Origin of the sequence: Dactylosporangium sp. CA-152071 (genome assembly GCF_050936335.1) — a bacterium.
GTDB lineage: Bacteria > Actinomycetota > Actinomycetes > Mycobacteriales > Micromonosporaceae > Dactylosporangium > Dactylosporangium maewongense.
The window spans coordinates 2,220,490-2,245,825 of record NZ_JBNJMZ010000002.1 but is presented as its reverse complement, the minus strand read 5'-3'; the positions used below and the strand labels follow the sequence as shown (position 1 = coordinate 2,245,825).

General features: G+C 72.8%; 26 protein-coding genes. 18 read left to right on the top strand and 8 right to left on the bottom strand.

Annotation, left to right across the window (positions count from 1 at the left end; all coding sequences use genetic code 11):
• Positions 1-67 precede the first annotated feature (67 nt).
• From ACQEVZ_RS50055 to ACQEVZ_RS50010, 10 genes are read left to right on the top strand one after another with little or no spacing between them, the layout of a single operon-like run.
• Positions 68-1,444 carry an LLM class flavin-dependent oxidoreductase gene (locus ACQEVZ_RS50055; protein ID WP_433382143.1) on the top strand — a complete coding sequence of 459 codons (1,377 nt, stop codon included), beginning with the start codon at positions 68-70 and terminating at the stop codon, positions 1,442-1,444.
• Positions 1,441-2,838 carry an NtaA/DmoA family FMN-dependent monooxygenase gene (locus tag ACQEVZ_RS50050; RefSeq protein WP_344499470.1) on the top strand — a complete coding sequence of 466 codons (1,398 nt, stop codon included), beginning with the start codon at positions 1,441-1,443 and terminating at the stop codon, positions 2,836-2,838. The genes ACQEVZ_RS50055 and ACQEVZ_RS50050 overlap by 4 nt, the downstream gene beginning before the upstream one ends.
• Complete coding sequence (locus ACQEVZ_RS50045) at positions 2,835-4,460, top strand: ABC transporter substrate-binding protein (RefSeq protein WP_433382140.1); 1,626 nt, start codon at positions 2,835-2,837, stop codon at positions 4,458-4,460. The genes ACQEVZ_RS50050 and ACQEVZ_RS50045 overlap by 4 nt, the downstream gene beginning before the upstream one ends.
• The gene (locus ACQEVZ_RS50040; protein ID WP_433382137.1) at positions 4,457-5,407 is read left to right on the top strand and encodes an ABC transporter permease; all 951 of its coding nucleotides are present in this window, start codon (positions 4,457-4,459) and stop codon (positions 5,405-5,407) included. The genes ACQEVZ_RS50045 and ACQEVZ_RS50040 overlap by 4 nt, the downstream gene beginning before the upstream one ends.
• Positions 5,404-6,246 (top strand): ABC transporter permease, encoded by an 843-nt coding sequence (locus tag ACQEVZ_RS50035; RefSeq protein WP_344499476.1) that lies wholly within the window; start codon positions 5,404-5,406, stop codon positions 6,244-6,246. Before ACQEVZ_RS50040 ends, ACQEVZ_RS50035 begins: the two co-directional genes overlap by 4 nt.
• Positions 6,243-7,892, top strand: a complete 1,650-nt coding sequence (locus ACQEVZ_RS50030) for a dipeptide ABC transporter ATP-binding protein (RefSeq protein ID WP_433382133.1) — start codon at positions 6,243-6,245, stop codon at positions 7,890-7,892. Before ACQEVZ_RS50035 ends, ACQEVZ_RS50030 begins: the two co-directional genes overlap by 4 nt.
• Positions 7,889-9,058, top strand: a complete 1,170-nt coding sequence (locus tag ACQEVZ_RS50025; RefSeq protein WP_433382130.1) for an acyl-CoA dehydrogenase family protein — start codon at positions 7,889-7,891, stop codon at positions 9,056-9,058. The genes ACQEVZ_RS50030 and ACQEVZ_RS50025 overlap by 4 nt, the downstream gene beginning before the upstream one ends.
• On the top strand, positions 9,055-10,329 hold the full coding sequence (locus ACQEVZ_RS50020; RefSeq protein WP_433382127.1) for an SfnB family sulfur acquisition oxidoreductase: 1,275 nt from the start codon (positions 9,055-9,057) through the stop codon (positions 10,327-10,329). The genes ACQEVZ_RS50025 and ACQEVZ_RS50020 overlap by 4 nt, the downstream gene beginning before the upstream one ends.
• Positions 10,329-11,480, top strand: a complete 1,152-nt coding sequence (locus ACQEVZ_RS50015) for an LLM class flavin-dependent oxidoreductase (RefSeq protein WP_433382124.1) — start codon at positions 10,329-10,331, stop codon at positions 11,478-11,480. The genes ACQEVZ_RS50020 and ACQEVZ_RS50015 overlap by 1 nt, the downstream gene beginning before the upstream one ends.
• Positions 11,477-11,980: a flavin reductase family protein gene (locus ACQEVZ_RS50010; RefSeq protein ID WP_344499486.1), complete on the top strand. Its 504-nt coding sequence runs from the start codon at positions 11,477-11,479 to the stop codon at positions 11,978-11,980. Before ACQEVZ_RS50015 ends, ACQEVZ_RS50010 begins: the two co-directional genes overlap by 4 nt.
• Here the strand turns inward: ACQEVZ_RS50010 and ACQEVZ_RS50005 are convergent.
• Positions 11,977-12,537: a hypothetical protein gene (locus ACQEVZ_RS50005; protein ID WP_433382121.1), complete on the bottom strand. Its 561-nt coding sequence runs from the start codon at positions 12,535-12,537 to the stop codon at positions 11,977-11,979. The two genes, ACQEVZ_RS50010 and ACQEVZ_RS50005, sit on opposite strands and share 4 nt — an antisense overlap.
• 12 nt (positions 12,538-12,549) lie before the next feature.
• Entirely contained in the window at positions 12,550-12,723 is a 174-nt protein-coding gene (locus tag ACQEVZ_RS50000) for a hypothetical protein (protein ID WP_344499490.1), read from the bottom strand.
• Positions 12,724-12,804: 81 nt separating this feature from the next.
• On the opposite strand from ACQEVZ_RS50000, the gene ACQEVZ_RS49995 reads away from it, so the two are divergent.
• Both ACQEVZ_RS49995 and ACQEVZ_RS49990 read left to right on the top strand, forming a co-directional pair.
• The gene (locus tag ACQEVZ_RS49995; protein WP_354896245.1) at positions 12,805-13,764 is read left to right on the top strand and encodes a GlxA family transcriptional regulator; all 960 of its coding nucleotides are present in this window, start codon (positions 12,805-12,807) and stop codon (positions 13,762-13,764) included.
• Positions 13,765-13,802: 38 nt separating this feature from the next.
• Positions 13,803-14,690, top strand: coding sequence for a hypothetical protein (locus ACQEVZ_RS49990; RefSeq protein WP_433382118.1), 888 nt, complete (start codon positions 13,803-13,805; stop codon positions 14,688-14,690).
• Between the two features lie 121 nt (positions 14,691-14,811).
• Here the strand turns inward: ACQEVZ_RS49990 and ACQEVZ_RS49985 are convergent, their stop codons facing one another.
• From ACQEVZ_RS49985 to ACQEVZ_RS49975, 3 genes are read right to left on the bottom strand one after another with little or no spacing between them, the layout of a single operon-like run.
• On the bottom strand, positions 14,812-15,738 hold the full coding sequence (locus ACQEVZ_RS49985; protein ID WP_433382115.1) for an ornithine cyclodeaminase family protein: 927 nt from the start codon (positions 15,736-15,738) through the stop codon (positions 14,812-14,814).
• A gap of 5 nt (positions 15,739-15,743) precedes the next feature.
• Positions 15,744-16,856, bottom strand: coding sequence for an alanine racemase (locus tag ACQEVZ_RS49980; protein WP_433382112.1), 1,113 nt, complete (start codon positions 16,854-16,856; stop codon positions 15,744-15,746).
• Positions 16,843-17,493 carry a helix-turn-helix transcriptional regulator gene (locus ACQEVZ_RS49975; protein ID WP_344499500.1) on the bottom strand — a complete coding sequence of 217 codons (651 nt, stop codon included), beginning with the start codon at positions 17,491-17,493 and terminating at the stop codon, positions 16,843-16,845. Before ACQEVZ_RS49975 ends, ACQEVZ_RS49980 begins: the two co-directional genes overlap by 14 nt.
• Positions 17,494-17,575: 82 nt before the next feature.
• Here ACQEVZ_RS49975 and ACQEVZ_RS49970 point away from each other — a divergent pair, with 82 nt between their 5' ends.
• The 6 genes from ACQEVZ_RS49970 (at position 17,576) to ACQEVZ_RS49945 (ending at position 23,103) form a co-directional block, all read left to right on the top strand.
• Positions 17,576-18,649, top strand: a complete 1,074-nt coding sequence (locus ACQEVZ_RS49970) for an NYN domain-containing protein (protein ID WP_354896236.1) — start codon at positions 17,576-17,578, stop codon at positions 18,647-18,649.
• Positions 18,650-18,740: 91 nt separating this feature from the next.
• Positions 18,741-20,768 (top strand): RICIN domain-containing protein, encoded by a 2,028-nt coding sequence (locus ACQEVZ_RS49965; RefSeq protein WP_433382107.1) that lies wholly within the window; start codon positions 18,741-18,743, stop codon positions 20,766-20,768.
• Positions 20,769-21,258: 490 nt separating this feature from the next.
• Complete coding sequence (locus ACQEVZ_RS49960; RefSeq protein ID WP_425552114.1) at positions 21,259-21,528, top strand: SpoIIE family protein phosphatase; 270 nt, start codon at positions 21,259-21,261, stop codon at positions 21,526-21,528.
• A 52-nt stretch (positions 21,529-21,580) separates the two neighbouring features.
• Complete coding sequence (locus ACQEVZ_RS49955) at positions 21,581-22,138, top strand: DUF5709 domain-containing protein (RefSeq protein ID WP_433386133.1); 558 nt, start codon at positions 21,581-21,583, stop codon at positions 22,136-22,138.
• A 3-nt stretch (positions 22,139-22,141) separates the two neighbouring features.
• Positions 22,142-22,936 (top strand): MBL fold metallo-hydrolase, encoded by a 795-nt coding sequence (locus ACQEVZ_RS49950; RefSeq protein ID WP_433382103.1) that lies wholly within the window; start codon positions 22,142-22,144, stop codon positions 22,934-22,936.
• A gap of 11 nt (positions 22,937-22,947) precedes the next feature.
• The gene (locus ACQEVZ_RS49945) at positions 22,948-23,103 is read left to right on the top strand and encodes a hypothetical protein (protein ID WP_363407307.1); all 156 of its coding nucleotides are present in this window, start codon (positions 22,948-22,950) and stop codon (positions 23,101-23,103) included.
• Positions 23,104-23,117: 14 nt separating this feature from the next.
• Here ACQEVZ_RS49945 and ACQEVZ_RS49940 read toward each other — a convergent pair whose 3' ends face one another.
• The 3 genes from ACQEVZ_RS49940 to ACQEVZ_RS49930 are packed head-to-tail and all read right to left on the bottom strand — an operon-like array spanning position 23,118 to position 25,310.
• Entirely contained in the window at positions 23,118-23,792 is a 675-nt protein-coding gene (locus tag ACQEVZ_RS49940; protein WP_433382099.1) for a hypothetical protein, read from the bottom strand.
• A 7-nt stretch (positions 23,793-23,799) separates the two neighbouring features.
• Positions 23,800-24,969 carry an RNA polymerase sigma factor gene (locus ACQEVZ_RS49935; RefSeq protein WP_433382096.1) on the bottom strand — a complete coding sequence of 390 codons (1,170 nt, stop codon included), beginning with the start codon at positions 24,967-24,969 and terminating at the stop codon, positions 23,800-23,802.
• Positions 24,963-25,310: a YciI family protein gene (locus ACQEVZ_RS49930; protein ID WP_433382093.1), complete on the bottom strand. Its 348-nt coding sequence runs from the start codon at positions 25,308-25,310 to the stop codon at positions 24,963-24,965. Before ACQEVZ_RS49930 ends, ACQEVZ_RS49935 begins: the two co-directional genes overlap by 7 nt.
• Positions 25,311-25,336: the final 26 nt, after the last annotated feature.

The window sequence follows — 25,336 nt, the reverse complement described above, 5'->3', positions numbered from 1 at the left end:
ACCCGGGGTCTTGCGCGTCAATACCCTACTAAGTCTATAGTATTTACAGAGAAACAAGGAGAGACGCATGCGACCCCTGCACTTCGCCGCTTTCGTGATGAACACCACCGGCCACATCATTCAGGGCACCTGGCGCCGGCCGGGCGCCCGCCAGGCCGACTTCAACAGCCTCGACCTGTGGGTCGACCTCGCCAGGACCCTGGAGCGCGGCACGTTCGACGCGATCTTCTTCGCCGACGTGGTCGGGCTGTACGCGCCGTACCGTGGCGACGAACGCAAATACGTCGAGGCCGGCCTGCAGGTGCCGAGCAACGACCCTTCGGTGCTCGCGAGCGCCATCGCCTACGCGACGGAGCACCTCGGGATCGCCTTCACCGCGTCGATCCTGCAGGAGCACCCGTTCAACTTCGCCCGCCGCATCTCCACGCTCGACCACGCCAGCAAGGGCCGCATCGCCTGGAACATCGTCACGAACTACCTGCCCAACGCGTCGCGCAACTTCGGCCTGGAAGGGCTGACGAAGCACGACGAGCGCTACGCGTGGGCCGACGAGTACGTCGACGTCACGTACAAGTTGTGGGAAGGCTCGTGGGAGGACGACGCGCTCGTCCAGGACCGCGCGACCGGCATCCACGCCGACTACGACAAGATCCACCGGATCGACCACGAGGGCCCCCGGTACAAGGTGGAAGGCCCGCACCTGGTGAGCCCGTCGCCGCAGCGCACGCCGCTGCTCTTCCAGGCCGGCGCGTCGGAGGCGGGCCGCACGTTCGCCGCGAAGAACGCCGAGGCGGTGTTCATCGTCGCGCCGGGCGTCGAGGCCGCCGCCAGGGACACCGCCGACATCCGCGCCCGCGCCGTCCGGCACGGCCGCTCACCGCACGACCTCAAGTTCTTCCAGGGACTGCACTTCGTCGTCGGCTCCACCGAGGAGGAGGCGAAGCGCCGCAGCGACGAGCTCGACCAGTGGATCGACTACGACGGTCAGCTGGCGCACATGTCAGGCGCGATCGGCGTCGACCTCGGTCACGAGGCCCGCAAGGACCTCGACCGGCCCGTCGGCGAGCTGCGGACCGAGGGCGTCCAGTCGATCCTCGGCTGGATCAACGACCTGGTCACCGACCGCCCGCCGACGCTGCGCGACGTCGCGCACTACACCTCCCACAACGGCCGCGTCACCGGCACCCCGGAGCAGATCGCCGACCAGCTGGAGCGCTGGCGGGCCGCGGGCGTCGACGGCATCAACGTCGTCAACGCCGAGATCCCCGGCAGCTACGAGGAGTTCGTCGACCACGTCATCCCCGTGCTGCGCGACCGTGGCCTGGCCCGGCGCGAGTACCGCGAGGGCACGCTGCGCCAGAAGCTCTTCGGCCACGGCGACCGGCTGCCCGTGACGCACCCGGCGGCGCGGTACCGGCGGGCACGAGTGGGAGCAGCGTCGTGAAGCGCCTCATTCTCAACCTGTTCGAGATGAACTGCGTCAGCCACATCACCCACGGGCTGTGGCGGCTGCCGGACAACAACCGGGAGCGGTTCAACGACATCGAGTACTGGACCGAGCTCGCCGTGCTGCTCGAGGAGGGCGGCTTCGACGCGGTCTTCCTCGCCGACGTCGTCGGCACCTACGACACGTTCCGCGGCTCCGCGGCCACCGCCATCCGGCAGGGCCTGCAGATCCCCAACAACGACCCGGCGTCGGTGGTGCCGGCGATGGCGGCCGTCACGAAGCACCTCGGCTTCGGCATCACGTTCTCCACCACCTACGAGCCGCCGTTCGCGTGGGCGCGCCGGGCCAGCACCCTCGACCACCTCACCAAGGGCCGGGTCGGCTGGAACATCGTCACGTCCTACCTGCCCAACGCGGCCCGCAACTTCGGCCACGACGACGAGGTCGAGCACGACAACCGGTTCGAGCGCGCCGACGAGTACCTCGACGTGCTGTACAAGCTGTGGGAAGGCTCCTGGGACGACGACGCGATCGTCGCCGACCGGGACGGCAACGTGTTCGCCGACCCGGCGAAGATCCGCCCGATCCACCACGAGGGCGAGTACTTCAAGGTCGAGGGGCCGCACCTGCCGTCGCCGAGCCGGCAGCGCACGCCGGTGCTGTTCACGGCCACCGCCAGCGCGGCCGGCACGAGGTTCGCCGGCAAGCACGCCGAGGTCGTCTTCACCGGCGGCCCGTCCACCGAGGCCCTGCAGAAGACGATCGCGGGCATCCGCGAGGCGGCCGTCGCCGCCGGGCGGCGGGCCGGCGACGTCAAGTTCATCACCATCGCCGGCGTCGTCGTGGCGCCGACCGAGACCGAGGCGAAGGCGAAGTTCGCGCGGTACCAGGAGCTCGCCAACGCCGAGGGCTACCTCGCCCACGCGGGCCTGCCCTGGGACCCGACCGCCTTCCCGCCGGACGCGAAGGTCGGCGACGTCGCCAGCGGCGGCGAGGGCCGGGTCAGCCGGTTCCGCGTCATCGACCCCGAGCAGACCGTCGGCGAGCTCCTGCAGGGCTTCGGCGACCTGGGCCGGCAGCCGCTGCTGGCCGTCGGCGACCCGCAGCAGGTCGCCGACGAGATCGAACGCTGGCTCGACGAGGTCGGCATCGACGGCATCAACCTGCTGCAGTACCACTCCCACGAGACCACCCGCGACTTCATCGAGCACGTCGTGCCCGTCCTGCGCGAGCGAGGGCGCCTGCGCAGCACGTACGACGAGCGCGAGACCCTCCGCGACCGCATCTTCGGCGAGGGCGACCGGCTGCCCGAGCGGCACCACGGAGCCCGGTACCGCGGCGGCGCGCACCTCCCCGTGAACGGCATCACCGATCCGAAGGAAACCCCGTGACAAGAACACGCGCCACCCTGATCGCCGCCGCCGTGCTTGCGACCGCGTCGCTGAGCGCGTGCGGTGCCGCCGAGGCGACCAGCGACGGGACGCCGAAGACCGGCGGCACCGTCGTCTACGGCCACGTCCAGGAGCCGCCGTGCATCTTCGGCGGCTGGATCCAGCAGGCGTACATCTCCCGCCAGGTCCTCGACGGCCTCGTCACGCTCGCCGAGGACGGCAGCGTCCAGCCGTGGCTGGCGACGAAGTGGGCGGCGTCCGCGGACGGCCTCACGTACACCTTCACCCTCAAGGACGGCGTGAAGTTCACCGACGGCACGCCGGTCGACGCCGAGGCGGTCGCCTGGAACTTCGACCTGTGGGAGAACAAGGGCGGCAACAGCACCGCCAAGGTCTCCATCGACCCGTACTACAAGTCGGCGAAGGCCGTCGACGCCAGGACCGTCGAGATCTCGCTGAACTCGCCGTACCCGCCGTTCCTGAACCTCATCACGCAGGGCTACTTCGGCATCCAGTCGCCGACGGCGTACAAGAGCCGCACGGAGAAGGAGAACTGCGAGAAGCCGATCGGCTCCGGCGGCTTCACCGTCAAGGAGTGGAAGCACGGCGAGGAGGTCGTGCTCGCCAAGAACCCGGCCTACACGTCCTGGCCGGCCACCGCGAAGCACGAGGGCCCGGCGATCGTCGACGAGGTGCGCTGGAAGTTCATCGCCGACGGCGTCTCCCGCTACGCGTCGCTGAGCACCGGTGAGTCCCACGTGGTGTACGAGGTGCCGACGGTCAACTGGAAGGACGCGACCTCGCGGTACCAGACGATCCGCTACATCACGCCCGGCAAGCCCGTCTCGTTCTACATCAACACGAAGACCGGCCCGTTCACCGACGCCGCGGTGCGCAAGGCGTTCGCCTACGGCGCGGACCGGAAGGCCGCCGTCGAGGCCGGCTTCCACGGCGTCATCCCGTACGAGGGCAACCCCGCGGTCAGCCAGTCCACGCCCGGCTACAACGCCGAGGCGGCCAAGGCCTACGCCTACGACCCGGCAAAGGCCAACCAGCTGCTCGACGAGGCCGGCTGGACGGGCCGCAACGCCGACAAGGTCCGCACCAAGGACGGCCAGCCGCTCACCATCAAGCTCGTCTACGGCTCCGGGTTCATCTTCACCCAGGAGGGCGCGACCGTCCTGCAGGTGCTGCAGGAGCAGTGGAAGCAGGTCGGCTTCGACGTGAAGCTGATCCCCGCGACCCAGGCCGAGCTGTGGGGCGGCAAGTACTCCGACCCGAGCACGTTCGACGCCACCCCGTCCTACTGGACCAGCCCGAGCGCCGCGATCCTGTGGATCGTGTGGCGGCCCTCGACCGCGGAGAAGCCGAACGGCAGCAACCGGTCCTTCTACAACAACGAGACGCTGTCCACGACGATCCAGCAGGCCAACGCCGAGGCCGACGTCGCGAAGGCCGACGCCCTGTACGGCAAGGCGCAGCAGATCATCCAGGACGACGCGGCCGGGATCGGCCTGTACACGCAGAACTCCACCTACGCCGTCGCCCAGAACCTGAAGAACGTGTGGCTCGAGAAGAGCCAGGGCGAGCCGGTCTTCTCCGACGCGTACTTCGTCGGATGAGCGCCGTCATCCGGGTGGTGTTCAAGACCGTGGCGTCCCTGGCGGTGATCGTGGCCGCCGCGTCCGTCACGTTCTTCGCCCAGCTGGCCGTCCCCGGTGACCGGGCCAACACGCTGATGAACCTGCAGACCGGGCAGGACAAGCAGTGGAGCGCCGCGGAGCTCGCGCCGCTGAACGAGCGGTTCGGGTTCGACGACCCGGTCGTCGTGCAGTACCTGGACTACCTGAACGGGCTGCTGCACGGTGACCTGGGCACGTCGTACACCCAGAAACGGCCGGTGCTGGAGATCATCGGCGGTCAGCTGCTGCCGAGCCTGACCCTCACCGGCGCGGCGCTGCTCGTCGCCTGGGCGCTCGCCCTCGGCATCACCCTGCTGACCGTGAAACGGGGCAGGTTCCTGACCGGCCTCGGCACCACCTGGGAGGCGCTGACGGCGAGCCTGCCGCACTACTGGGTCGGGGTCGTGCTCCTCGTCGTCTTCGCCGTCCAGCTGCGGGCGTTCCCGATCATCGGGGGCACCAGCGCCTGGGGGAGCGTCCTGCCGGTGCTCACGCTCGCGATCCCGCTCGCCGGCTTCCTCGGCCAGGTGACCCGCGACGAGTTCGAGCAGGTGCTGCGGCAGCCGTTCGTGACCACCGCCCGCACCCGCGGGATGTCGGACCTGGGCGTGCGGCTGCGGCACGTGCTGCGGCACGCGATCCTCCCGGCGGTCACCCTGTCCGGCTGGGCGCTCGGCGCGCTCGTCTCCGGCGCCGTCATCGCCGAGAACATCTTCGGCCGGCCCGGGATCGGGCAGGTGCTCGTCACCGCCGTCAACACCCGCGACCTGCCGACGGTGTCCGGGATCGTCCTGGTCGTCGCCGCCATCTACGTCGTCGCCAACCTGCTGGTCGACCTCGCGTACGCGCTGATCGACCCGCGGCTGCGGACGGCGGGTGCCCGATGACCACGATCCCGCTCACCGCGCGCCGCCCCGTGAGCCTGCCGCGGCCCGGCACGGTGCTGTCGCTGCTCGTCGTCGGGTTCGTGGTCGTCGCCGCGATCGCGCCGTGGCTGCTCACCGGCGACAGCCCGACCGCGATCGACCTGACCGCGACCCTGCGGGCGCCGTCGCTGCAACATCCGTTCGGCACCGACGACGCCGGACGCGACCTGCTCACCCGCGTCATCTACGGGGCGCGCGAGTCGCTCGGCCTCGGCCTGGGCGCGACCGCGCTGGCGTTCGCCTTCGCGATCGGCCTGGGCTTCACGGCGGCGCTCGCCGGCGGGGTCGTCGACGCGGCCATCACCCGGGTCCTCGAGGTCGCGTTCGCGTTCCCGTCGCTGCTGCTGGCCCTGCTGGTCATCGCGGTCCGCGGCCCGTCGCTCGCCACGTCGATCGTCGCGGTCGGGATCGGCTCCGCGCCCGGGTACGCCCGGATGATCCGCGGACAGGTCCTCGCCGTGCGGCAGGCCGGGTTCATCGAGGCGGCCACCGCGCTCGGGCACGGCAGGCTCACCGTCATCCGGCGGCACCTGTTCCCCAACGCCATGCGGCCGCTCGTCGCGGTCGCGACCCTCGGCGTCGGCCAGTCGATCGTGTGGGCGTCGGCGCTGTCGTTCCTCGGCCTCGGCGTCGCCCCGCCCAGCTCCGAGTGGGGCGCGCTGCTGGACGCCGGCCGCCTGCACATCACCACCTCGTGGTGGCTGGAGATCCTGCCCGGCGTCGTGATCGTGCTGGTGGCGCTGTCCGTGACCTCGCTCGGCCGCACCCTGCAGCACCGACTCGGAGGAGCCGCCCGATGACCACAGTGGACGCACGACCGTTGGTGAAACAGGCGACGCTGCTGCGGGTCGAGAACCTGCGGGTGGCGTTCGGCGGCGACGAGGTCGTCAAGGGGATCTCGTTCACCGCACGGCCCGGGCAGTGCCTCGCGATCGTCGGCGAGTCAGGATCCGGCAAGAGCGTCACCGCCCGCACCCTCGTCGGGCTCACCGGCGCCGGCTCCCGCGTCACCGCGGACCGGATCGACCTGGCCGGCACCGACCTGCTGCACACCTCGGAGCGGGCGTGGCGGGCCGTCCGCGGCCGCCGGGTCGGCTTCGTGCTGCAGGACGCGCTCGTCTCCCTCGACCAGCTGCGCCGGGTCGGCGACGAGGTGTCCGAGCCGCTGCGGATCCACGGGTGGGGCGGCCGCGCCGAACGGGCCGACAAGGCCGTCGAGCTCCTCGGGTCCGTCGGGGTGCCGGAGCCGTCGGTGCGGGCGCGGCAGCGGCCGTACGAGCTGTCCGGCGGCCTGCGACAGCGGGCGCTGATCGCGTCGGCGATAGCCCTGGACCCGCCGCTGCTCATCGCCGACGAGCCGACGACCGCGCTCGACGTCACCGTCCAGGCTCAGGTGCTCGACCTGCTCGCCGCGTCGAAGGCCCGCGGCACGTCGATCATCCTGATCAGCCACGACCTGTCCGTCGTGGCGCGGCTCGCCGACGAGGTCGCCGTGATGCGCGACGGCGAGATCGTCGAGCACGGCCCGGCGGCGCAGGTGTTGTACGAGCCGCGGCACGACTACACGCGGATGCTGCTCGCCGCGATCCCGTCCGAGCACACCCGCGGCACCAGGCTGAGCGGCCCGTCCACAGTGGACCGCAAGCCGAGGACGATCGACCGCGGCCGGCCCGTGCTGGAGGCGCGGCACCTCACGAAGGTGTTCCGCGGACCCGACAAGGTGGACCGGACCGTCGTCGACGACGTGTCCTTCGAGCTGTTCGGCGGCGAGACCCTCGGCATCGTCGGCGAGTCCGGCTCCGGCAAGACCACCACCGCCCGGATCGCCCTCGCCCTCCTGGCGGCGACATCGGGTGAGGTACTGCTGCACGGCGAACCCTGGTCGGCGCTGACCACCGAGCGCCGCCGGCCGCTGCGCAGACAGGTCGGCGTCGTCTACCAGGACCCGCACAGCTCCTTCGACCCGCGCTGGTCCGTCGGCCGCATCCTGACCGACGCGCTCGGCACCGGCGACCGGCCGCCCGGCTCGAAGGCCGAGGCCCGGGAGCGGGCCGTGCGGCTCCTCGAACAGGTCGGCCTCGGCGCCGCCCACCTCGACGCGGCGCCGCTGCGGCTGTCGGGCGGGCAGCGGCAGCGGGTCGCGATCGCCCGCGCGCTCGCGCCCGAGCCGAAGGTCGTCGTGTGCGACGAGCCGGTCTCCGCGCTCGACGTGTCGATCCAGGCGCAGGTGCTCGACCTGCTCACCGACCTGCAGCACGAGCTCGGGGTCAGCTACCTGTTCATCTCCCACGACCTCGGTGTCATCCACCACGTCAGCGACCGGATCCTGGTCATGAAGGACGGTCGGATCGTCGAGCACGGCACCGCCGCCGACGTCTTCGAGCGGCCGCGGCACCCGTACACGCGGCAACTGCTGACCGCGGTGCCCCGGCTGGGGGCGTCATGACGTTCACCGAGCGCTTCGCCCCCGTCTTCGCGCGTATCGCCGAGGGCGCCGTCGAGCGGGAGGCCGACCGCCGGCTGCCGGCCGAGGAGGTCGAGTGGCTGCGGGAGGCCGGGTTCACGAAGCTGCGGATCCCCGTCGGGCACGGGGGGCTCGGGGCCACCCTGCCCGAGTTCACCGAGCAGCTCATCGAGCTCGGCCGGGCCGACTCGAACCTGCCGCAGCTGCTGCGCGGGCACATCGGCTTCGTCGAGAGCCGCCTCGCGCACGCTTCTTCGGAGGTCCGCGACCGGTGGCTGCGGCGGATCGCGGCCGGTGTCATCGTCGGCAACGCGCAGAGCGAACGCGCCAGCACCTCCTGGTTCGCCCCCGAGAGCACGCTGCGCCCCGCCGGTGACGGCTTCCGGCTCGACGGCCGGAAGTTCTACTCCACCGGCAGCCTCTTCGCCGACTGGATCCAGACCACCGCCGCCGGGAAGGACGGCACGGTGAACGTCCTCGTCCCCGCGTCCGCGCCGGGCGTGACCCGGATCGACGACTGGGACGGCTTCGGGCAGCGGCTCACCGGCAGCGGCACCACGATCTTCGAGGACGTGCCGGTCGCCGCCGAGGACGTCGAGCCCTTCGAGGAGACCCGCTCCACCCTGATGGCGGTGTTTCAGCTGGTACACCTGGCGAGCCTGGCCGGCATCGCCAGGGCCGCGGTCGCCGACACGGTCGCCTACGTGAACGGACGCACCCGCAACCTGCACAACCCCGCGCACCCGTCGCCGGCCACCGACCCGCAGGTGCAGCAGGTCGTCGGCCGTCTCGCCGGCGCCTCGACCGTCGTGTCCGCCGCGGTCCTGTCGGCGGCCGGCGCCATCTCGGCCGCGCGGTCCGAGCCCGACTCCGACCGCTTTGCAGACCGCGCGGACGTCGCGGACGTCGCGGTCTTCGGGGCGCAGGGCGTGGTCGCGCGGCTCGTCCTCGACCTGACCACCGAGCTGTTCGAGGTCGGCGGCGCGTCCGCGGTCACCGAACGGTTCCGGCTCGACCGGCACTGGCGCAACGCCCGTACCCTCGCCTCCCACAACCCGGTGATCTACCGCGACCGGATCGTCGGGCAGTACCTCCTGGACGGGACCAGCCCCAGCGCGGCGTACGCGAAGCTGCCGGAGGGCGCATGACCCGGGCGCTCACCACCGTCCCCGTGCTCACCGCCGGCGCGGCTGTCGAGGTCGCCGCCGGGCTCGCGCGCAGCTTCGCCAGTGATGCCGCCGACCGGGACGCGCGGCGGGTGCTGCCGGTCGCGGAGCTCGACGAGCTCAGCGCGTCCGGGCTCCTCGCCATCACCGTGCCCGTACCGTACGGGGGCGCCGGCCTGCCCGTGGAGACCGTCACCGAGGTCGTCCGGCTGCTGGCGACCGGCGACCCGAACATCGCGCAGATCCCGCACAGCCACTACGCGTACATCGGCCAGCTGCGCCGCAACGGCACCGACGCCCAGCGGCGGCAGCTCTTCGGGGAGGTGCTCGCGGGGCGCCGCTTCGGCAACGCCCAGTCCGAGGCCGGCACGAAACACGTCCGCGACATCCGGACCACGCTGACCGCTCTTGGCGACGACCGCTGGCGCCTCGACGGCCGCAAGTTCTACGCCACCGGGGCGCTGCTCGCGCACCGCATCCCCGTGCTCGCCCACCTCGGGCCCGACGGGCCGCTGCACGTCGCGTGGGTCGACCGGCACGCGGACGGCGTGGAGGTCATCGACGACTGGGACGGCCTCGGCCAGCGCACCACCGCCAGCGGCTCCGTCGTGCTGCGCGGCGTCGACGTTCCCGACTCGCTGATCACACCGTACGCGGTGACGTTCGACGGGCCGCAGACCTACGGGGCGTTCGCGCAGGTGCTGCACGCCGCCATCGACGCCGGGATCGCCCGCGCCGCGCTCACGGAGGCCGCCGCGTTCGTGCGGGAGCGCAGCCGCCCGTACCCCGACGCGGGGGTCGACCGGGCCGCGGACGACCCGCTCGTCGTGCACGCGTTCGGCGAGCTGGAGCTGGCCGTCCGGGCGGGGGAGGCGCTGCTCGCCGAGGCGGCCAGGGCGATCGACCGGGCCGACGCCGCGCTCACGGCGGACCCCGCCCGTACCGGTACGGGGCTTTCGGCGGACGCCGCCCGTACCGACGCTGCCGCCGGTACCGACGCTGCCGCCCTCACCGGCGCGGCGTCGCTCGCCGTCGCCGCCGCGCGGGCCGCCACCAGCCGTGCCGCGGTCGACGCCGGCAGCCGCCTCTTCGAGGTCGCCGGCACCCGGTCCGCGGCCGCGGGGCTCGGCCTCGACCGGCACTGGCGCAACGCCCGCACCCACACCCTCCACGACCCGACCGCATGGAAGATCCAGCACCTCGGCCGCTGGGCCGTCGACGGTACCCCACCCCCAAACCACGGACAGGCGTGATGACCGACCTCAAGTTCCACTGGTTCCTGCCCACCAACGGCGGAGACGGCCGGCAGGTCGTCGGCGGCGGACACGGCACCCCAGCCGGTGCCGCCGGCCGCCCGGCCTCCGTGCCGTACCTCGGCCAGATCGCGCGCTCCGCCGAGCAGCTCGGCTTCGAGGCGGCGCTCACCCCCACCGGGGCGTGGTGCGAGGACGCCTGGATCACCACCGCCATGCTGGCGAGCGTCTCCGAGCGGCTGAAGTTCCTCGTCGCGTTCCGCCCCGGCCTCACCTCGCCGTTCCTCGCCGCGCAGATGGCCGGCACCTTCCAGAACCTGTCCGGCGGCCGGCTGCTGCTCAACGTCGTCACCGGCGGCGAGAGCCACGAGCAGCGCATGTACGGCGACTTCCTGGACAAGGACGCCCGCTACGAGCGCTGCGGCGAGTTCCTGTCGATCGTCCGCGACCTGTGGTCCGGCAAGCCCGTCACCTTCGAGGGCCGGCACTTCCAGCTGTCCGACGCGGTGCTCGCGCAGATCCCCGCGCCGCTGCCGCAGGTGTACTTCGGCGGCTCGTCCCCGGCGGCCCTCGACGTCGCGGCCCGCCACGTCGACGTCTACCTCACCTGGGGCGAGCCACCGGCGGCCGTGGCCGCGAAGGTCGCCCGGGTCCGCGACCTCGCCGACGCGGAGGGCCGGCAGCTGGTGTACGGGCTGCGGGTGCACACCATCGCCCGCGACACCGCCGAGGAGGCGTGGGCGGAGGCCGACCGGCTGCTGGCCGGCATCTCCGAGGAGCAGATCCGCCAGGTCCAGGACGGGCTGCGCCGCAGCGAGTCCGAGGGGCAGCGGCGGATGCTCGACCTCAACGGCGGCACCAAGGACGGCCTGGAGATCCACCCGAACCTGTGGGCAGGCGTCGGGCTCGTCCGCGGCGGCGCCGGCACCGCGCTCGTCGGCAGCCACCGGCAGATCGCCGACCTCATCGAGGAGTACGCGGCGGCCGGCATCACCGAGTTCGTGCTGTCCGGCTACCCGCACCTGGAGGAGGCGTACCGCTTCGGCGAAGGCGTCCTGCCCGAGCTGGCCGCCCGCGGCCTCTGGCGGCATCCCGCGCCACCCGCCGGGGCGACCGCTTCCGTGCCGTTCGGCGGGGCGGTGACCCGATGAGCACGCTGCGGACCAACCAGGACCTCGACCCGGCCCGCCTGCGCGAGGTGTTCGGCATCTTCCCCAGCGGCGTGGTCGCGGTCGCCGCGCTGGTCGACGGAGTGCCCGTCGGCCTGGCCGCGAGCTCCTTCACGTCCGTCTCGCTGGACCCGCCGCTGGTGTCGTTCTGCATCGCGAACACGTCGAAGACGTGGCCCGACCTGCGCCGCGCCGCCCACCTGGGGGTCACGATCCTCGCCGAGCACCACTCCGCCGTCGCCCGCCAGCTCGCGGGCGCCGTCGACCGGCGCTTCGACGGCCTGCCCGTCACCGCCACCGCCGACGGTGCCCTCATCCTCGACGACGGCCTGGCCCACTTCGACACCACGATCTACAACGAGGTCCCCGCCGGCGACCACACCATTGTCCTGCTGCGGCTCAGCGCCGCGGGCCGCTCGGCCCTGCCCGACCCGTCCCCGCTCGTCTTCCACCGCAGCAGGTTCGGCCGCCTGGGCTTCTAGTCCCAACGCTCGATGTGGCGCACGACGTCGGCGAGCTGGCGGTCGCCGACGCCGTCGACCCATGCGGCGAGCTGGTCGTGCTCCGCGGCGAGCAGCCAACCCTGCCGGATCCCCGTGCGCAGCAGGTCAGTCGTGGGGTGCTCGACCTGGCCCGGTGGGAGCCAGTCGTCGTACAGGCGGATCCAGCCGGTCCGTTCGGTGTGCAACGACATGAACGGCGACGGCTCGTCGCGGTGGGCGTACTGCATGCAGTGCCGCAGCCGGACCTGCAGCCAGTCGCTCCACCCGTCCGCGACGAACTGCGCGGCCTCGGCCTCGGCCTCGGCGGGCCGGTTCGCCCGCACCAGCGCGCAACACCGCTCGATCCGGGTGTGCGCGACCTGCTCGCCCGCGCCGATCACCCGCGACTCGTGGTAGCCGGGCTCGAGGTCCTTCAGCGCCTCCGCGTACGCCGCGAACCGGCCGGCGTCGTACAGCTGCCGGCGCGCTATGCGTGCCTCGTCCTGCACCCGCTCGAACCGCTTGACGGCCCGAGCGTTCAGCCACCCCCGCAACATCGGGCCATCTTGTCACTCCGGGACATGCCGTGCGGGGGCGCGACGGCCGGTGCTGATCTTCTCGACGTGGCCGCAGTAGCACTCGAGGGCGAGCAGGACACCGGTGTCGGTGTTGCGCAGGGCGCGGATGCGGCGCTCGGACAGCAGGACGCGGGACCCGTGGGTGGGGCAGTCGATGACGAACATGGTCTCAGCCTGCGCCCGGCGGCGTGAACACAACAGTGGCAGATCTGCACGCGATCGCAGATTTTCTGCCATCATGATGGCATGCATCATCCGTTCCGCAACGTCGCCGCGTACGTCCACCACGGCACCGGCGCGTTCGGGGCCGGGATCGTGAGCGAGATCTTCGGCTACGACCGCACGTCCCGCGGGCTGCCCGGGTTCGACTTCGCGGTCTGCGCCGACGAGCCGGGGCCGGTGGCCACCGACGCCGGGCTCAAGCTGATGGTGGAGCACGGCCTGGACCGGCTCGCCCAGGCCGACCTGGTCCTCGTCACGTCATGGGAGCACTTCGACGTCGCGCCGTCGCCGGCGGTGCTGGAGGCGTTGCGGTCGGCCTACGAGCGGGGCGCGACCATCGCGGGCCACTGCACCGGCGCGTTCGTCCTGGCGTGCGCGGGCCTGCTCGAAGGCCGGCGGGCGACGACCCACTGGCGGTGGGCGGCGGCGATGGCGGCGCGCTTCCCGGACGTCCTGCTGATGCCCGAGGTGCTGTATGTCGACGAGGGGCGCATCGTCACCGGCGCGGGCGCGGCCGCCGGCGTGGACATGTGCCTGTATCTGCTGCGTCGCGAATACGGCTCGGCGGTCGCGAACGCCATCGCCCGCGACATGGTGCTGTCGCCGCACCGCGACGGCGGGCAGGCGCAGTACGTGGCGGCGTCCGTGCCGGCCGACTGCGACGACGAGCGCCTCAGCGCGGTCCTCGGCTGGGCCCGGGAAAACCTCGACACCCCGCTGACGGTCGAGGTCCTGGCCGCCCGGGCGCTGATGAGCCAGCGCTCCTTCGCCCGCCGGTTCGCCGCCGCGACCGGCTCGACCCCGCACGCCTGGGTGCTGTCCCAGCGCCTGCACCGGGCCGAGGAACTGCTGGAGACCGCCGACCTGCCGATCGAGGAGGTCGCCCGCCGCGTCGGCTTCGGCACCGCCGCCACGCTGCGCGAGCAGTTCGTCCGCCGACGCGGCGTCCCACCCCGCGAATACCGCAAGGCGTTCGCCTCCTGATCTTGTCGAGCGGGGCCGCGGCCCGTACCGTCCGCGGCATGCTCTCCCGCCTCGCCCGCTGGTCCAACCCGCTGCGCTCCGCCGGCCGTGACGTGGTCGTCGCGGTCGCGCACGGCTACGAGGCGTTCGAGGCCGAGGACTGGCCCCGCGCCGGCGACCTGCTCGCCGCGGTGGCGCCGCGCGTTCCCCGGCGAGCCGCGAAGGCGGTCTGGTTCGACGCGGCGCTGGCGTTCAAGTTCGCCCGCGACTGGCCCCGCGCGCTGGAGACCGGCAAGACCGCCGTCACGTTCGTGAAGCGGGGCGCCGAGGAGCCCGCCTACTGGAACCTCGGCACGGCCGCCACCGTCCTGCACGACTGGGAGACCGCCCGGGACGCGTGGATCGGCTACGGGTTGGCGCCGTTCGCCGGTACCGGCGAGATCGACGCCGACCTGGGACCCGCCTGCATCCGCCTCGCCGATGTGGAGGAGGTCGTCTGGGCGGTCCGCCTGTGCCCGACCCGAGCCCGCGTCATCAACGTCCCCTTCGACCCGTCCCGCCGCTTCGGCGAGGTCGTCGTCCACGACGGCGCCCCCAACGGCTCCCGGACGTTCGGGGAGATGACGGTGCCGGTGTTCGACGAGGTCGCCCTCTTCGCACCGTCCCCCACGGCGACCCTGTCCGTGCTCGTCACGGCCGGCGCCGACGACCTCTCGTCCCTGGCGGCCTCCTTCGCCGGCCGGAAGTTCGGCTTCGAGATCCTGGCCAGCCGCGTCGACCTGTGCGCCTGCTGCAGCCGCTCCTCGATCGTCCAGGAACCCCGCGACTTCGTCGGCGAGCAGCAGCTCTTCCTCGCCGCCCCCGAACCCGACGCCCAGACCCTCCTGACCGCCTGGTCCGCCGAACACCCCACCACCCGCTCCTGGACCAACCTGCACCCCGCCTGACGCCGGGCCGGCCCGCGCGGCCGCCCACGCGACCGCCGGCGGGACGGACCTTCGCGCCGTGCTGCCGCTCCTTGCCGCCTGGCTGCCCGCCATGCCACCGCACGCGGCGCGGGACTGACCGTCATCCGGCGCGGAGCAGGGCCTCGGCGATGAAGAGGTCCTGCAGGGCGATGCCGGAGGAGTCGAAGACGGTGATGTCGTCGGGTGAGCGGCGGCCGGGGGTGCGGCCCGCGAGGACGTCGCCGATGGCGGTCACGGTGAGGGTGCCCTCGGCGACGAGGGCGGCGACGTGCTGCAGCTCGCCGATGCGGACGGACTGGGACGGCAGGTCGCAGAAGAGGCGGGCGGCGGTCAGCAGGGCCGGTGGGAGCTCCTGCTTGCCGGCGGCGTCGGAGCCCATGCTGGCCACGTGGGTGCCGGGCCGCACCCAGGCGGCGTCGAAGAGGGGTGCGGTGGCGGTCGTGGCGGTGACGATGATGTCCGCGGCGGCGCAGGCCTCCTCCGCGGGGGCGAGCGTGCCGGTGAGACCGCGGGCGGCGAGCCGGGACAGGAACTCCGCGCCGCCGGCGGCGCTGCGGGCGACCACCAGGATCGTCGAGACGGGCCGCACCCGGGCGAGGGCCAGACACTCGTAGAGCGCCTGATGCCCCGTTCCGAAGATGGCGAGTGTACGGGCATCGTCGCGCGCCAGCACGGAAGCGGCGACCGCGTCCGCGGCGGCGGTGCGGTAGGCGTTCACGACGCCCGCCTCGACGACCGCCTCGACGCGGCCGACGGACTGGTCGAGGAGCAGCACGACGGAGTTGTGCCTGGGCTGTCCGGCGGCGGCGTTGCCGGGCCAGTAGCTGCCGACCTTGACGCCGGCCAGCGAGGCCGACGCGCCGGGCTTGACCGTGAACCGGTTCGCCGGGTCGGAGCCGTGGCAGGCGACGGCGGGGAAGACCGACGACTGCGGCTCGGCGGCGGCGATCAGCGCCGAGCGCACGGCGGTGAACGCCAGCTCCTCGTTGACGAGCGCGGCCGACTCGGCCTCGGGCAGGAACCGCATCGTGGTCACCATCCTCTGATTCGGGACCACACGGCCTCGACGGCGCGGGAGCCCGGCCGGACCACGTGGTATTGGTCGTGCTGCGCGGCGGTGGCGCAGGCGTGGTTGGGCAGGATCCGCACCCGGGCGCCGACCGGCAGGGTGGGCAGCGCGGCGGAGCTGCCGGGGCGGACCGAGAGGATGCCGTGCTCCTGGCTGGCGTCGGTCATCAGCAGGTCGTCATACAGGGTGCCGTCGAGGTCGGCGACCAGCCCGTACCCCTGGTCGACGCGCTGGCGGGCGGTGCCACGGTCCCGGGACGTCGCCATCCAGCCGCCGTCGGTGAGGATCCAGCCCTTGTCGGGGCGGTGGCCGATCACGGTGGCGACCACCGTCATCGCCAGGTCCGACGGCGTGCACACCCCGATGCCGGCCATCACGAGGTCGAAGAGGAGGAAGTTGCCGGCCCGGACCTCGGTGACGCCGGTGAGGTCGGTCGCGAAGTGCGCGGTCGGGGTGGAGCCGACGCTCACCACCGGCGCCTCGAAGCCCGCCGACCGCAGCACCGCGGCGGCCCGCACCGCGCAGTCGCGCTCGTGCGCGGCGGCCGCACGGAGCGCGGCGACGCCGTCGGCGAAGTACGACTCGCCGGCGTGCGTCAGCACCCCGCGGGGCACGGCGCCGCGAGCGGCGAGGGTGTGCGCGATGTCCAGCAGGACCGGGTCGGTGGGCTGGACGCCGCCGCGGTGACCGTCGCAGTCGACCTCGATCAGCGCCGGCACGCCGGCGGGCACGGCGGCGGCCTGCTCCACGCTGTCGAGCAGCACGGTCAGGTCGACGCCGCGGTCCCGCAGCGCGGTCACCCGCGGCAGCTTGTCCGGCGCGATGCCGACGGCGTACAGGATGTCGCGGTACCCGGCGTCGGCGAACGCGGAAGCCTCGGCGAGCGTCGACACGGTGATCGGGACGGGCCGCCCGTCGTCGAGCAGCGCGGCGAGGTCGACGGACTTCGTCGTCTTGACGTGCGCCCGCAGCGGCACGCCGAGCCTGGCGAGGTGCTTGCTGAGGCGGTCGGCGTTCGCCCGCACCACGGTCGCGTCGACCGCCAGGAACGGTGTCTGCGCGTCATCCAGTGTCAACGGAGCTCCTCCGGCTCTCGGCGAGATCGGCGTAGGCGGCGGACCGGGAGACCCCGAGCCGCGCGGCGACCCGGGGCACGGCGTTGCGGACGGCGAAGACGCCGCGCCGGTCCAGCGCGCGCAGGAGTGCGAGCCGTTCGGGCCGGGTCAGCGCCGCCACCGGCCTTCCCCGTGCCAGCTCCTCCGCCCGTACCAACGCATCGACGACATCGTCGAAGTCGTCGCTGAACGTGGTGGCCGGCACCTGCGCGGCCGCCGCGCCGGCCAGGGCGGTGAGCAGGTCGCCGGCCTGCCGCAGCGCCGTGACGTCGACGTTGACGCAGAGGGCGCCGAAGACATGGCCGGCGCCGTCGCGCAGCGGCATGGTCGAGGACTTGACGATCCGGCCGTCGGGGGCGCGGGTGACGTAGTTGACGTCGTTGGTGGCGGCGTCGCCCTGGGCGAGCACGGCCAGGCCGATCTCGCTGATCGCGTCGCCGGCCTTGCGCCCCGTCACCGAGCCGGCGACCGCGACGACCGACTGCTCGCCCCGCCGGTAGTCGTGCAGGACGACCTCACACATCGGCCCGAACGTCGCCGCCAGCCCGTCGATGACCGGCAGCAGCGCCTCCAGGATCGCGTCCGCTCCTGCATCCACCGGCTCATAGTAGACGTCCAGCTTCTGGACGAAAAGTCCGGCCGGTGCGCCGGTGATCGCCGACGGGCGTAGGGTGACCGGCGTGGACTCCGAAGACCGGATCGCACTTTTCCTCGACTACGAGAACCTGGCGCTCGGCGCCCGGGATCACCTCGGCGGCATGACCTTCGACTTCCGGCCGATCGCCGACGCCCTCGCCGAGCGCGGCCGGGTGGTGGTCCGCCGGGCGTACGCGGACTGGTCGTACTTCGACGAGGACCGCCGGATGCTGACCCGCTCGCACGTCGAGCTGATCGAGATGCCGCAGCGGATGGGTGCCTCGCGCAAGAACGCCGCCGACATCAAGATGGCGGTCGACGCGATGGAGCTGGCGTTCGAGCGCGACTACATCTCCACGTTCGTCCTGTGCACCGGCGACAGCGACTTCACCCCGCTCGTCGACAAGCTGCGCGGGCTCAACAAGCGGGTCATCGGCGTCGGCGTCGAGAAGTCCACGTCGGCGCTGCTGCCACCGGCGTGCGACGAGTTCTTGTACTACGACCGGCTCGAGGGCGTGGACGCGCGCTCGGGCCGGCCCCGGGGCGGCGGCCGGACCGCACGCGCCACGCCGGAGCCGGAGCCGCGCCGGACCAAACCGGTGCCCGAGCCGGAGCCGGAGCCGGTGCCCGAGGTCGGCGACGTCGACGAGCTCGCCGTGATCGTGGCGCAGACCGTCGCCGGGCTGCAGGGCAGCTCCGGGGGAGAGGTCACCGCCTCGACGCTGAAGCGGACCCTGCTGCGCAAGGACCCGACGTTCAGCGAGTCCGACTACGGGTTCCGCGCGTTCGGGGAGCTGCTGCGCCACCTCGCCGACCGCAATGTCATCGAGCTGTCCGGCGGCCGTGCCAAGGGCGACCCGGAGGTGGCGCTGCCCGAGCACGGCGACCGGGAGGCGGGGTTCGCGCTGCTGCGGTCCGTGGTGCTCGAGGCCGGGGGCGGCGGCGCCGCGCTGTCGGGGCTGAAGAACCAGGTCCGCCGGGTCCGGCCGGACTTCAGCGAGAAGAAGCTCGGCTACCGCACGTTCCTGCAGTTCTGCAAGGCCGCCGCGACCGGCGGCGCGGTCCAGCTGCGCTGGAACCCCGAGGCGGACGACTACCTGGTCACCGCGACAAGTTAGCGCGCACATCCGCAACGGACTGGGCATTGACGGGATGGCATGTGAGCGATAACAATCGTCGCCACCCGCCTAGAGACATGGACACCAGCAGATGAAGCATGCGGTCCGCCTCCTCGCGCTCCTCGCCCTGCTCGCCGTGTATGTCGCCACCCCGGCCCGGCCCGCCCTGGCGGCCGTCACCGGCACCCAGGTGCCCGTCCCGCCGCCGCCGATGGGCTGGGCCTCGTGGAACACGTTCGCCGCGAAGATCAACTTCAACGTCATCAAGGCGCAGGCCGACGCCCTCGTCTCGTCCGGGTTGGCCGCCGCCGGCTACAAGTACGTCAACATCGACGAGGGCTGGTGGCAGGGGACCCGCGACGCCGCCGGCAACATCACGGTCGACACCGCGGAATGGCCCGGCGGCATGGCCGCGATCGCCGACTACCTGCACGGCAAGGGCCTCAAGGCCGGCATCTACACCGACGCCGGCCGCGACGGCTGCGGCTACTACTACCCGACCGGCCGCCCGGCGGCGCCCGGCAGCGGCAGCGAGGGCCACTACGCGCAGGACATGCTGCAGTTCTCCCGCTGGGGCTTCGACTTCGTCAAGGTCGACTGGTGCGGCGGCAGCGCCGAAGGGCTCGACCCGCAGAGCACGTACCGCGCGATCAGCGCCGCCGTCACCAGCGCCACCGCGACCACCGGCCGCCCGCTCGTGCTGTCCATCTGCAACTGGGGCGTGCAGAGCCCGTGGAACTGGGCGCCCGGCATGGGCGCGATGTGGCGCACCAGCACCGACATCATCTACTACGGCCAGACCGCCACCCAGGCGATGGTCCTCAGCAACTTCGACCAGGGCCTGCACCCCGCCGCCCAGCACACCGGGTACTACAACGACCCCGACATGATGATCGCCGGCATGCCCGGGCTGACCGCCGCGCAGAACCGCACCCACATGGGCCTGTGGGCGATCTCCGGCGCGCCGCTGCTCATCGGCGACGACCTCGCCACGATGGACGCCACGACGAGGGCGACGCTCGGCAACGCCGAGGTGATCGCCGTCGACCAGGACCCGCGCGGACTGCAGGGCGTCAAGGTCTCCGATTCGCAGGGGCGGCAGGTGTACGGGAAGGTGCTCGCCGGCTCGGGACGGCGCGCCGTGCTGCTGCTCAACCGGGGGACCGCCGCGGCGTCGATGACGGTCCGGTGGGCGGACCTGGGCCTCGCCGCGACGTCGGCATCCGTACGGAACCTGTGGTCCGCGCAGAACGCCGGGAGCTTCGCCACGTCGTACACCGTGAACGTCCCGGCGAACGACGCGGTGCTGCTGACCGTCACCGGCACCGAGGCCGCCGCCACCACCTACGAGGCCGAGGCGACCGGCAACACCCGCACCGGCGCGACGGTCGTCGCCTGCGCCGGCTGCTCGGGCGGCTCGAAGGTCGGTGGCATCGGCAACGGCGGCACCCTGCGCTTCAACGCCGTCGCCGCACCGTCCGCGGGCCTCGCCGTGGCGACCATCGCGTACACCAACGGCGACCCCACCACGCGCACGGCGACGCTGCAGGTCAACGGGCAGCCGTCGACGGTCGTCGCGTTCCCGCCGACCGGGTCGTGGACCACCGCCGGCACCGTCTCGGTCATCGTGCCGCTGACCGCCGGCTCGGCCAACACGCTCACGTTCTCCAACGTCGCCGCCTGGGCGCCGGACCTGGACGCGATCGAGGTCCGCCAGCTCGCGTCGGCACCCGCGGCGGTGCGCGTCCAGGGCGTGCAGTCCGGCCGGTGCCTGGACGTCGACAACTCCAGCACCACCAACGGCGTGCAGCTGCAGCTGTGGGACTGCAACGGGCAGGCCAACCAGGCCTGGACCGTGACGTCGAGCAAGCAGTTGACGGTGTACGGCACCAAGTGCCTGGACGCCTACAACAACGGCACCACGAACGGCACCGCCGTCGTCATCTGGGACTGCAACGGTCAGGCGAACCAGCAGTGGAACGTCAACGCCGACGGCACCATCAGCAGCGCGCAGTCCGGCCTGTGCCTGGACGCCAGCAACCGCGGCACCGCCAACGGCACGAAGATCATCCTGTGGGCGTGCGGCTCGGGCACGAACCAGCGGTGGACCCTGGCGTAGCCGTTGATGGTTCGCGCGCCGGCGGCTGGGTAGGAACCGCAGCGAGGGGGTGTGCCGTGGCCGCGTCGGAGGACCGCCGGCAGTGGCGGGCGGCCGTGGTGGACCTGCTCCAGCGGGACCGGCTGGCGCAGCCGGACCAGCTGGGCGCCGTGGCCGCCGCCGCGGCCGCGCCGCTCGGGCTGGACGTCTGGGTCTACCTGGTCGACTCATTCCAGTCGCCCAGAGCAGCGGGTCCTGCTGCCGGTGCCGCGCCCGCCCGCGGCACCGCCGCCGCTCCCCGTCGAGTCCACTGTGGCCGGACAGGTCTTCATGACCGTCCGGCCGCGGTCGTCCACGGTGGACGGACGGCAGCGGCTGTGGATGCGGTCGTCTCGGCGGTCCTCGAACCCTGCTACGAGGTCGGCGGCGACGCGTTCGACTACGCGGCCAACGACGGGGCGCTGTTCTTCGCGAGGTTGCCGAGGAGCTGCTGGAGCGCGGTGACCGCCTGTTGCTGTACACCGACGGCGCCACCGAGGCCGTCGGCCGTGACGGCCGGGTGTTCGGCGTCGAAGGGCTGGTCGAGCTCGTCGAACGTGACACCGGCGAGCTGCCGGCCCCCGAGGCGCTGCGCCGGCTCTGCCACTCCGCGCTGGCGGGCTACGCAGGCACCCCGGCCGACGACGTCACGCTGCTGCTGGTGGAGTGGGCCCAGGACGCCGCGCGGCGGATGCTGCCCCTCGCCACGGCGGACCCCATTCCGCCCTGGGGCGAATTCTGACAATTCGCCCCGGTTCGCGTGTCACCCCGTGCGGGTGGGGTAGCGGGTGAGTATGCGTACAGACAACTTCCCGAGCCTGGTGTCCGACCCCGAGGCCCTGGGGCTTCCCGGTACCGCCGACTACGACTCCACCGCGGGGGACGATGTCGACACCGGACGGGTCGCCGACGGCCCGGACCCCGCGCTGCTGCCGCTGGACCGCGACGACCAGCCGCTCGGGCTCGACCACGCCGACCCCGAGTCGCTGGACGACAAGCTCGACCGCGAACTGCCCGACACGTCGCTGGGGGAGGCCGGCCCGCGGCCCGACGCCACCGCGTCGCCGATCGCCGCCGAGTCGTTCGACCCCGACGCGACCGGCGAGACGCTGGACTCCGTCGACCGGGACACCGCGCTGGACGACGCTCCGGTCGAGCCCGACCTCGGCTCGCAGGTCTCGATGTACGACACGGGCGCCGGCGCCCGCGGCGGCACCGTCGGCCGGCTCGTCGAACCCGACGAGGGCACCGGCGAGGACACCGAGAAGGACGCGATCGCCTACGACGCCGGCGCCGCGGGCGGTGGGGCCACGGCCGAGGAGCTGGCCGTGCACGAGATCCCGGAACGGTGACCCATGGAGACGTCAGCGACGTTCATAGGCAACGCGACGGTGCTGCTGCGCCTCGGCGCGTTCACGCTGCTGACCGACCCCAACTTCCTGCACGCCGGGCAGCGCGCGTACCTCGGCTACGGCCTGTGGTCGAAGCGGCGCCTCGAGCCGGCGATGGGCATCGACGACCTCCCGCCGCTCGACGGGGTCGTGCTGTCACACCTGCACGGTGACCACTTCGACCGGGTCGCCCGCCGCGGCCTGCCCCGCGACCTGCCGTTCGTGACGACCCGCACGGCGCAGCGCCGGCTGTACAGGTGGAGCTTCACGGAAGCGGTCGGCCTGGCCACGTGGGAGGACGTCACGTGGCGGCGCGGCGGCCAGGCGCTGCGGATCACCGCGGTCCCGGCGCGGCACGGCCCGGCCGGCGTCCACCTGGCCCTGCCGGAGACGATGGGCACCGTCATCGACTGGTCCCGCGACGGCCACCGCCGGCTGCGCCTCTACATCACCGGCGACACGCTCTTCCGCCGGTCCGTGCTGGACCAGATCCCCGAACGCTTCGGCGACATCGACGCGGTGCTGATCCACCTCGGCGGCACCCGCATCCTCGGCGTGCTGGTCACCATGGACGCCCACGACGGGGTCGCGCTGTCGCGCCTGATCCGCCCGCGCACCATCCTGCCGATCCACCACGACGACTACACCGTCATGCGCGACCCGCTGCACCACTTCGAGCGGCTCGCCGACGGCCTCCCGGTGCGCACCATGTCCCGCGGCGAGACGGTCGACCTGACCGCCGTCTCCGCGATCCAGTGAGGGGAATCGCCATGACCACCGACCCCGACCAGTTCCTCGACTTCCTCGACGACGACCAGCCCCCGGAGCCTTCCAAGGACTCGGACGCGGTGTCCCTGGAAGGCCGCGAACGCCCCCGCGACGAGGACGTGACCACCGACGAGACAGCCCCCGAACCCCCCGACTGACGGCGGGGTCGCGATCAGACGTCGCCGTCCGCCCCGATCAGCTCGGCCAGCGCCCGCCGCAGCCCGGCGTCGGGCGCTGCGACCGCGCTCCACACCGCCGTGCCACCCGTCACGGCCACGGCGACCTTCGCCTCGCCCTCGAACCGGTGCACCGCGTCGCACTCCTGGTTCATCGCCCACCCGTACGTCACCGGCAGCGCGGTGAGCCTGCGCTTGAGGACCTCGAGGGCACCGGCCGGCAGCGGATGGTCGAAGTCGGCGGCCATCTCGCCCGCCCACAGCACCGCGTCCCACGCCGCCGCGAAGACGTACTCGGAGAACGCCGCGGCATACCGGCTCCGCGTCACGCAGGCGTCATCGTCCGGGCCGACCAGGTACACCGGCGGATCACCGTACGCCGCCTCGACCGCCACGACCCACCGGCAGCAGTGCTGCAGTTCGGTCTCCAGCAGCAGGTGTCCGCTGTCGAGGAACCGCCCGACGGCCGGGCTCCCGAAGTCCCGCGCCGTGGTGACCAGGTTCGAGCTGACCGCCGCCAGGCGCCGGTCCCCGCCGAGCAGGAACCACTCCCGGACCGCCTCCGGCAGCGCCCCTCCGATCCACCGCTCCAGCATGGCGACCTCGTCCGGCGCCCCCACCGGCTCCCCGCCCACGCCGAGCACCTCCAGCGCCGCGTCGGTCCATGCCACGGTCCGATCACACCACGCCGTGCGAGAGCGCTGTGAGGCGGCGGTCCAGGAAGCGGCGTTCGGGGCCGTTGTCGGTGAGGGCTCTCGCGCGGAGGTAGGCGGCGCGGGCCTCGGTGGTGCGGCCGAGGCGGCGTAGCAGCTCGGCCCTGGTCGAGTGCAGGTAGCGGAAGTCGTCCAGGCCCAGGCTGTCGACGATGCGCAGGCCGGCCAGTGGGCCCTTGGTCTCGGCGACGGCGATGGCGCGGTTCAGCTCGACGACGGGTGAGGCGGTCAGGCGGGCCAGCTCGCCGTACAGGGCGGCGATCTGCGGCCAGTCGCACGGTGTCTCCGCGTGCAGGGAGGCGATCGCGCCCTGCAGGACGTAGGGGCCGCGGCCGCCCAGCGCGATCGCACGGTCGAGCACGGCGCGGCCCTGGGTGATCTGGGCGGCGTCCCACCGGGTCGGGTCCTGATCCTCGAGCAGCACCAGCTCGCCGTCGTGGAAGCGGGTCTCGCGGCGGGAGTCGTGCAGCAGCATCATCGCCAGCAGGCCGTGCACCTCGGGGGCGGCGGGCAGCAGCTCGGTCAGCGCGCGGCCCAGCCAGATGGCCTCGGCGGCGAGCTCGTCGCGGCCGCCGTAGCCCTCGTTGAAGATCAGGTACACGACGGTGAGCACCGCGTCGAGGCGCTCCTGGAGAAGGTGGTCCGGCGGGACGCGGAACGGGATCCCGGCCGCCTTGATCTTGCGTTTGGCGCGGACCAGGCGCTGGGCCATGGTGCGCTCCGGGACGAGCAGTGCCCGGGCGATCTCGCCGGTGGTCAGGCCGCCGAGGGTACGCAGGGTGAGCGCGACCTGGGCCTCGACGGCCAGCGCCGGGTGGCAGCACGTGAAGATGAGCTCCAGGCGCTCGTCGGGGACCGCGGTCATCTCCACCTCCTGGGCGGCGGCGAGCAGCGCGAGCCTGGGCACGAGCGCCCGCTCGCGGCGGATGTGGTCGGTGGCGCGGTTGCGTGCCGTGCGGATCAACCAGGCGCGCGGGTTGGCCGGCACGCCGTCGCGCGGCCAGTGGTCGGCGGCGATGGCGAAGGCCTCCTGCGCGGCGTCCTCGGCGAGGTCGAAGTCGCCGAGGACGCCGATGAGGGTGGCCAGGACGCGCCCCCACTCGGCACGGAAGATCCCGTCGAGTGCGGTTACCAATACACTTCCGATGGCCGGATCTCGACGGCTCCGCCGTGGCGGGCCGCCGGGACGCGGGCGGCCACCTCGATGGCCGCGTCGAGGTCGTCGGCCTCCAGGATGAACACGCCGCCGACGGCCTCCTTCATCCCGACGAACGGGCCGTCGGTCGTCAGCGTCCTGCCGCCTTCCACCCGCACGGTGGTCGCGTGCTCGGCGAGGCCCAGCGGTGGCACGGTGGTGACCCCGGGGGCCTGGTTGATCGCCTGGTAGTCGGCGTAGACCTGCTTCTGCTCCTCCTCGTTGAGCGCGGCCTGCCGCTCGAGTGCCGGGCCTTGGTAGATGAGCATGACGTACTGCATCGCTGCCTCCTCGTCGGTTCCAGACT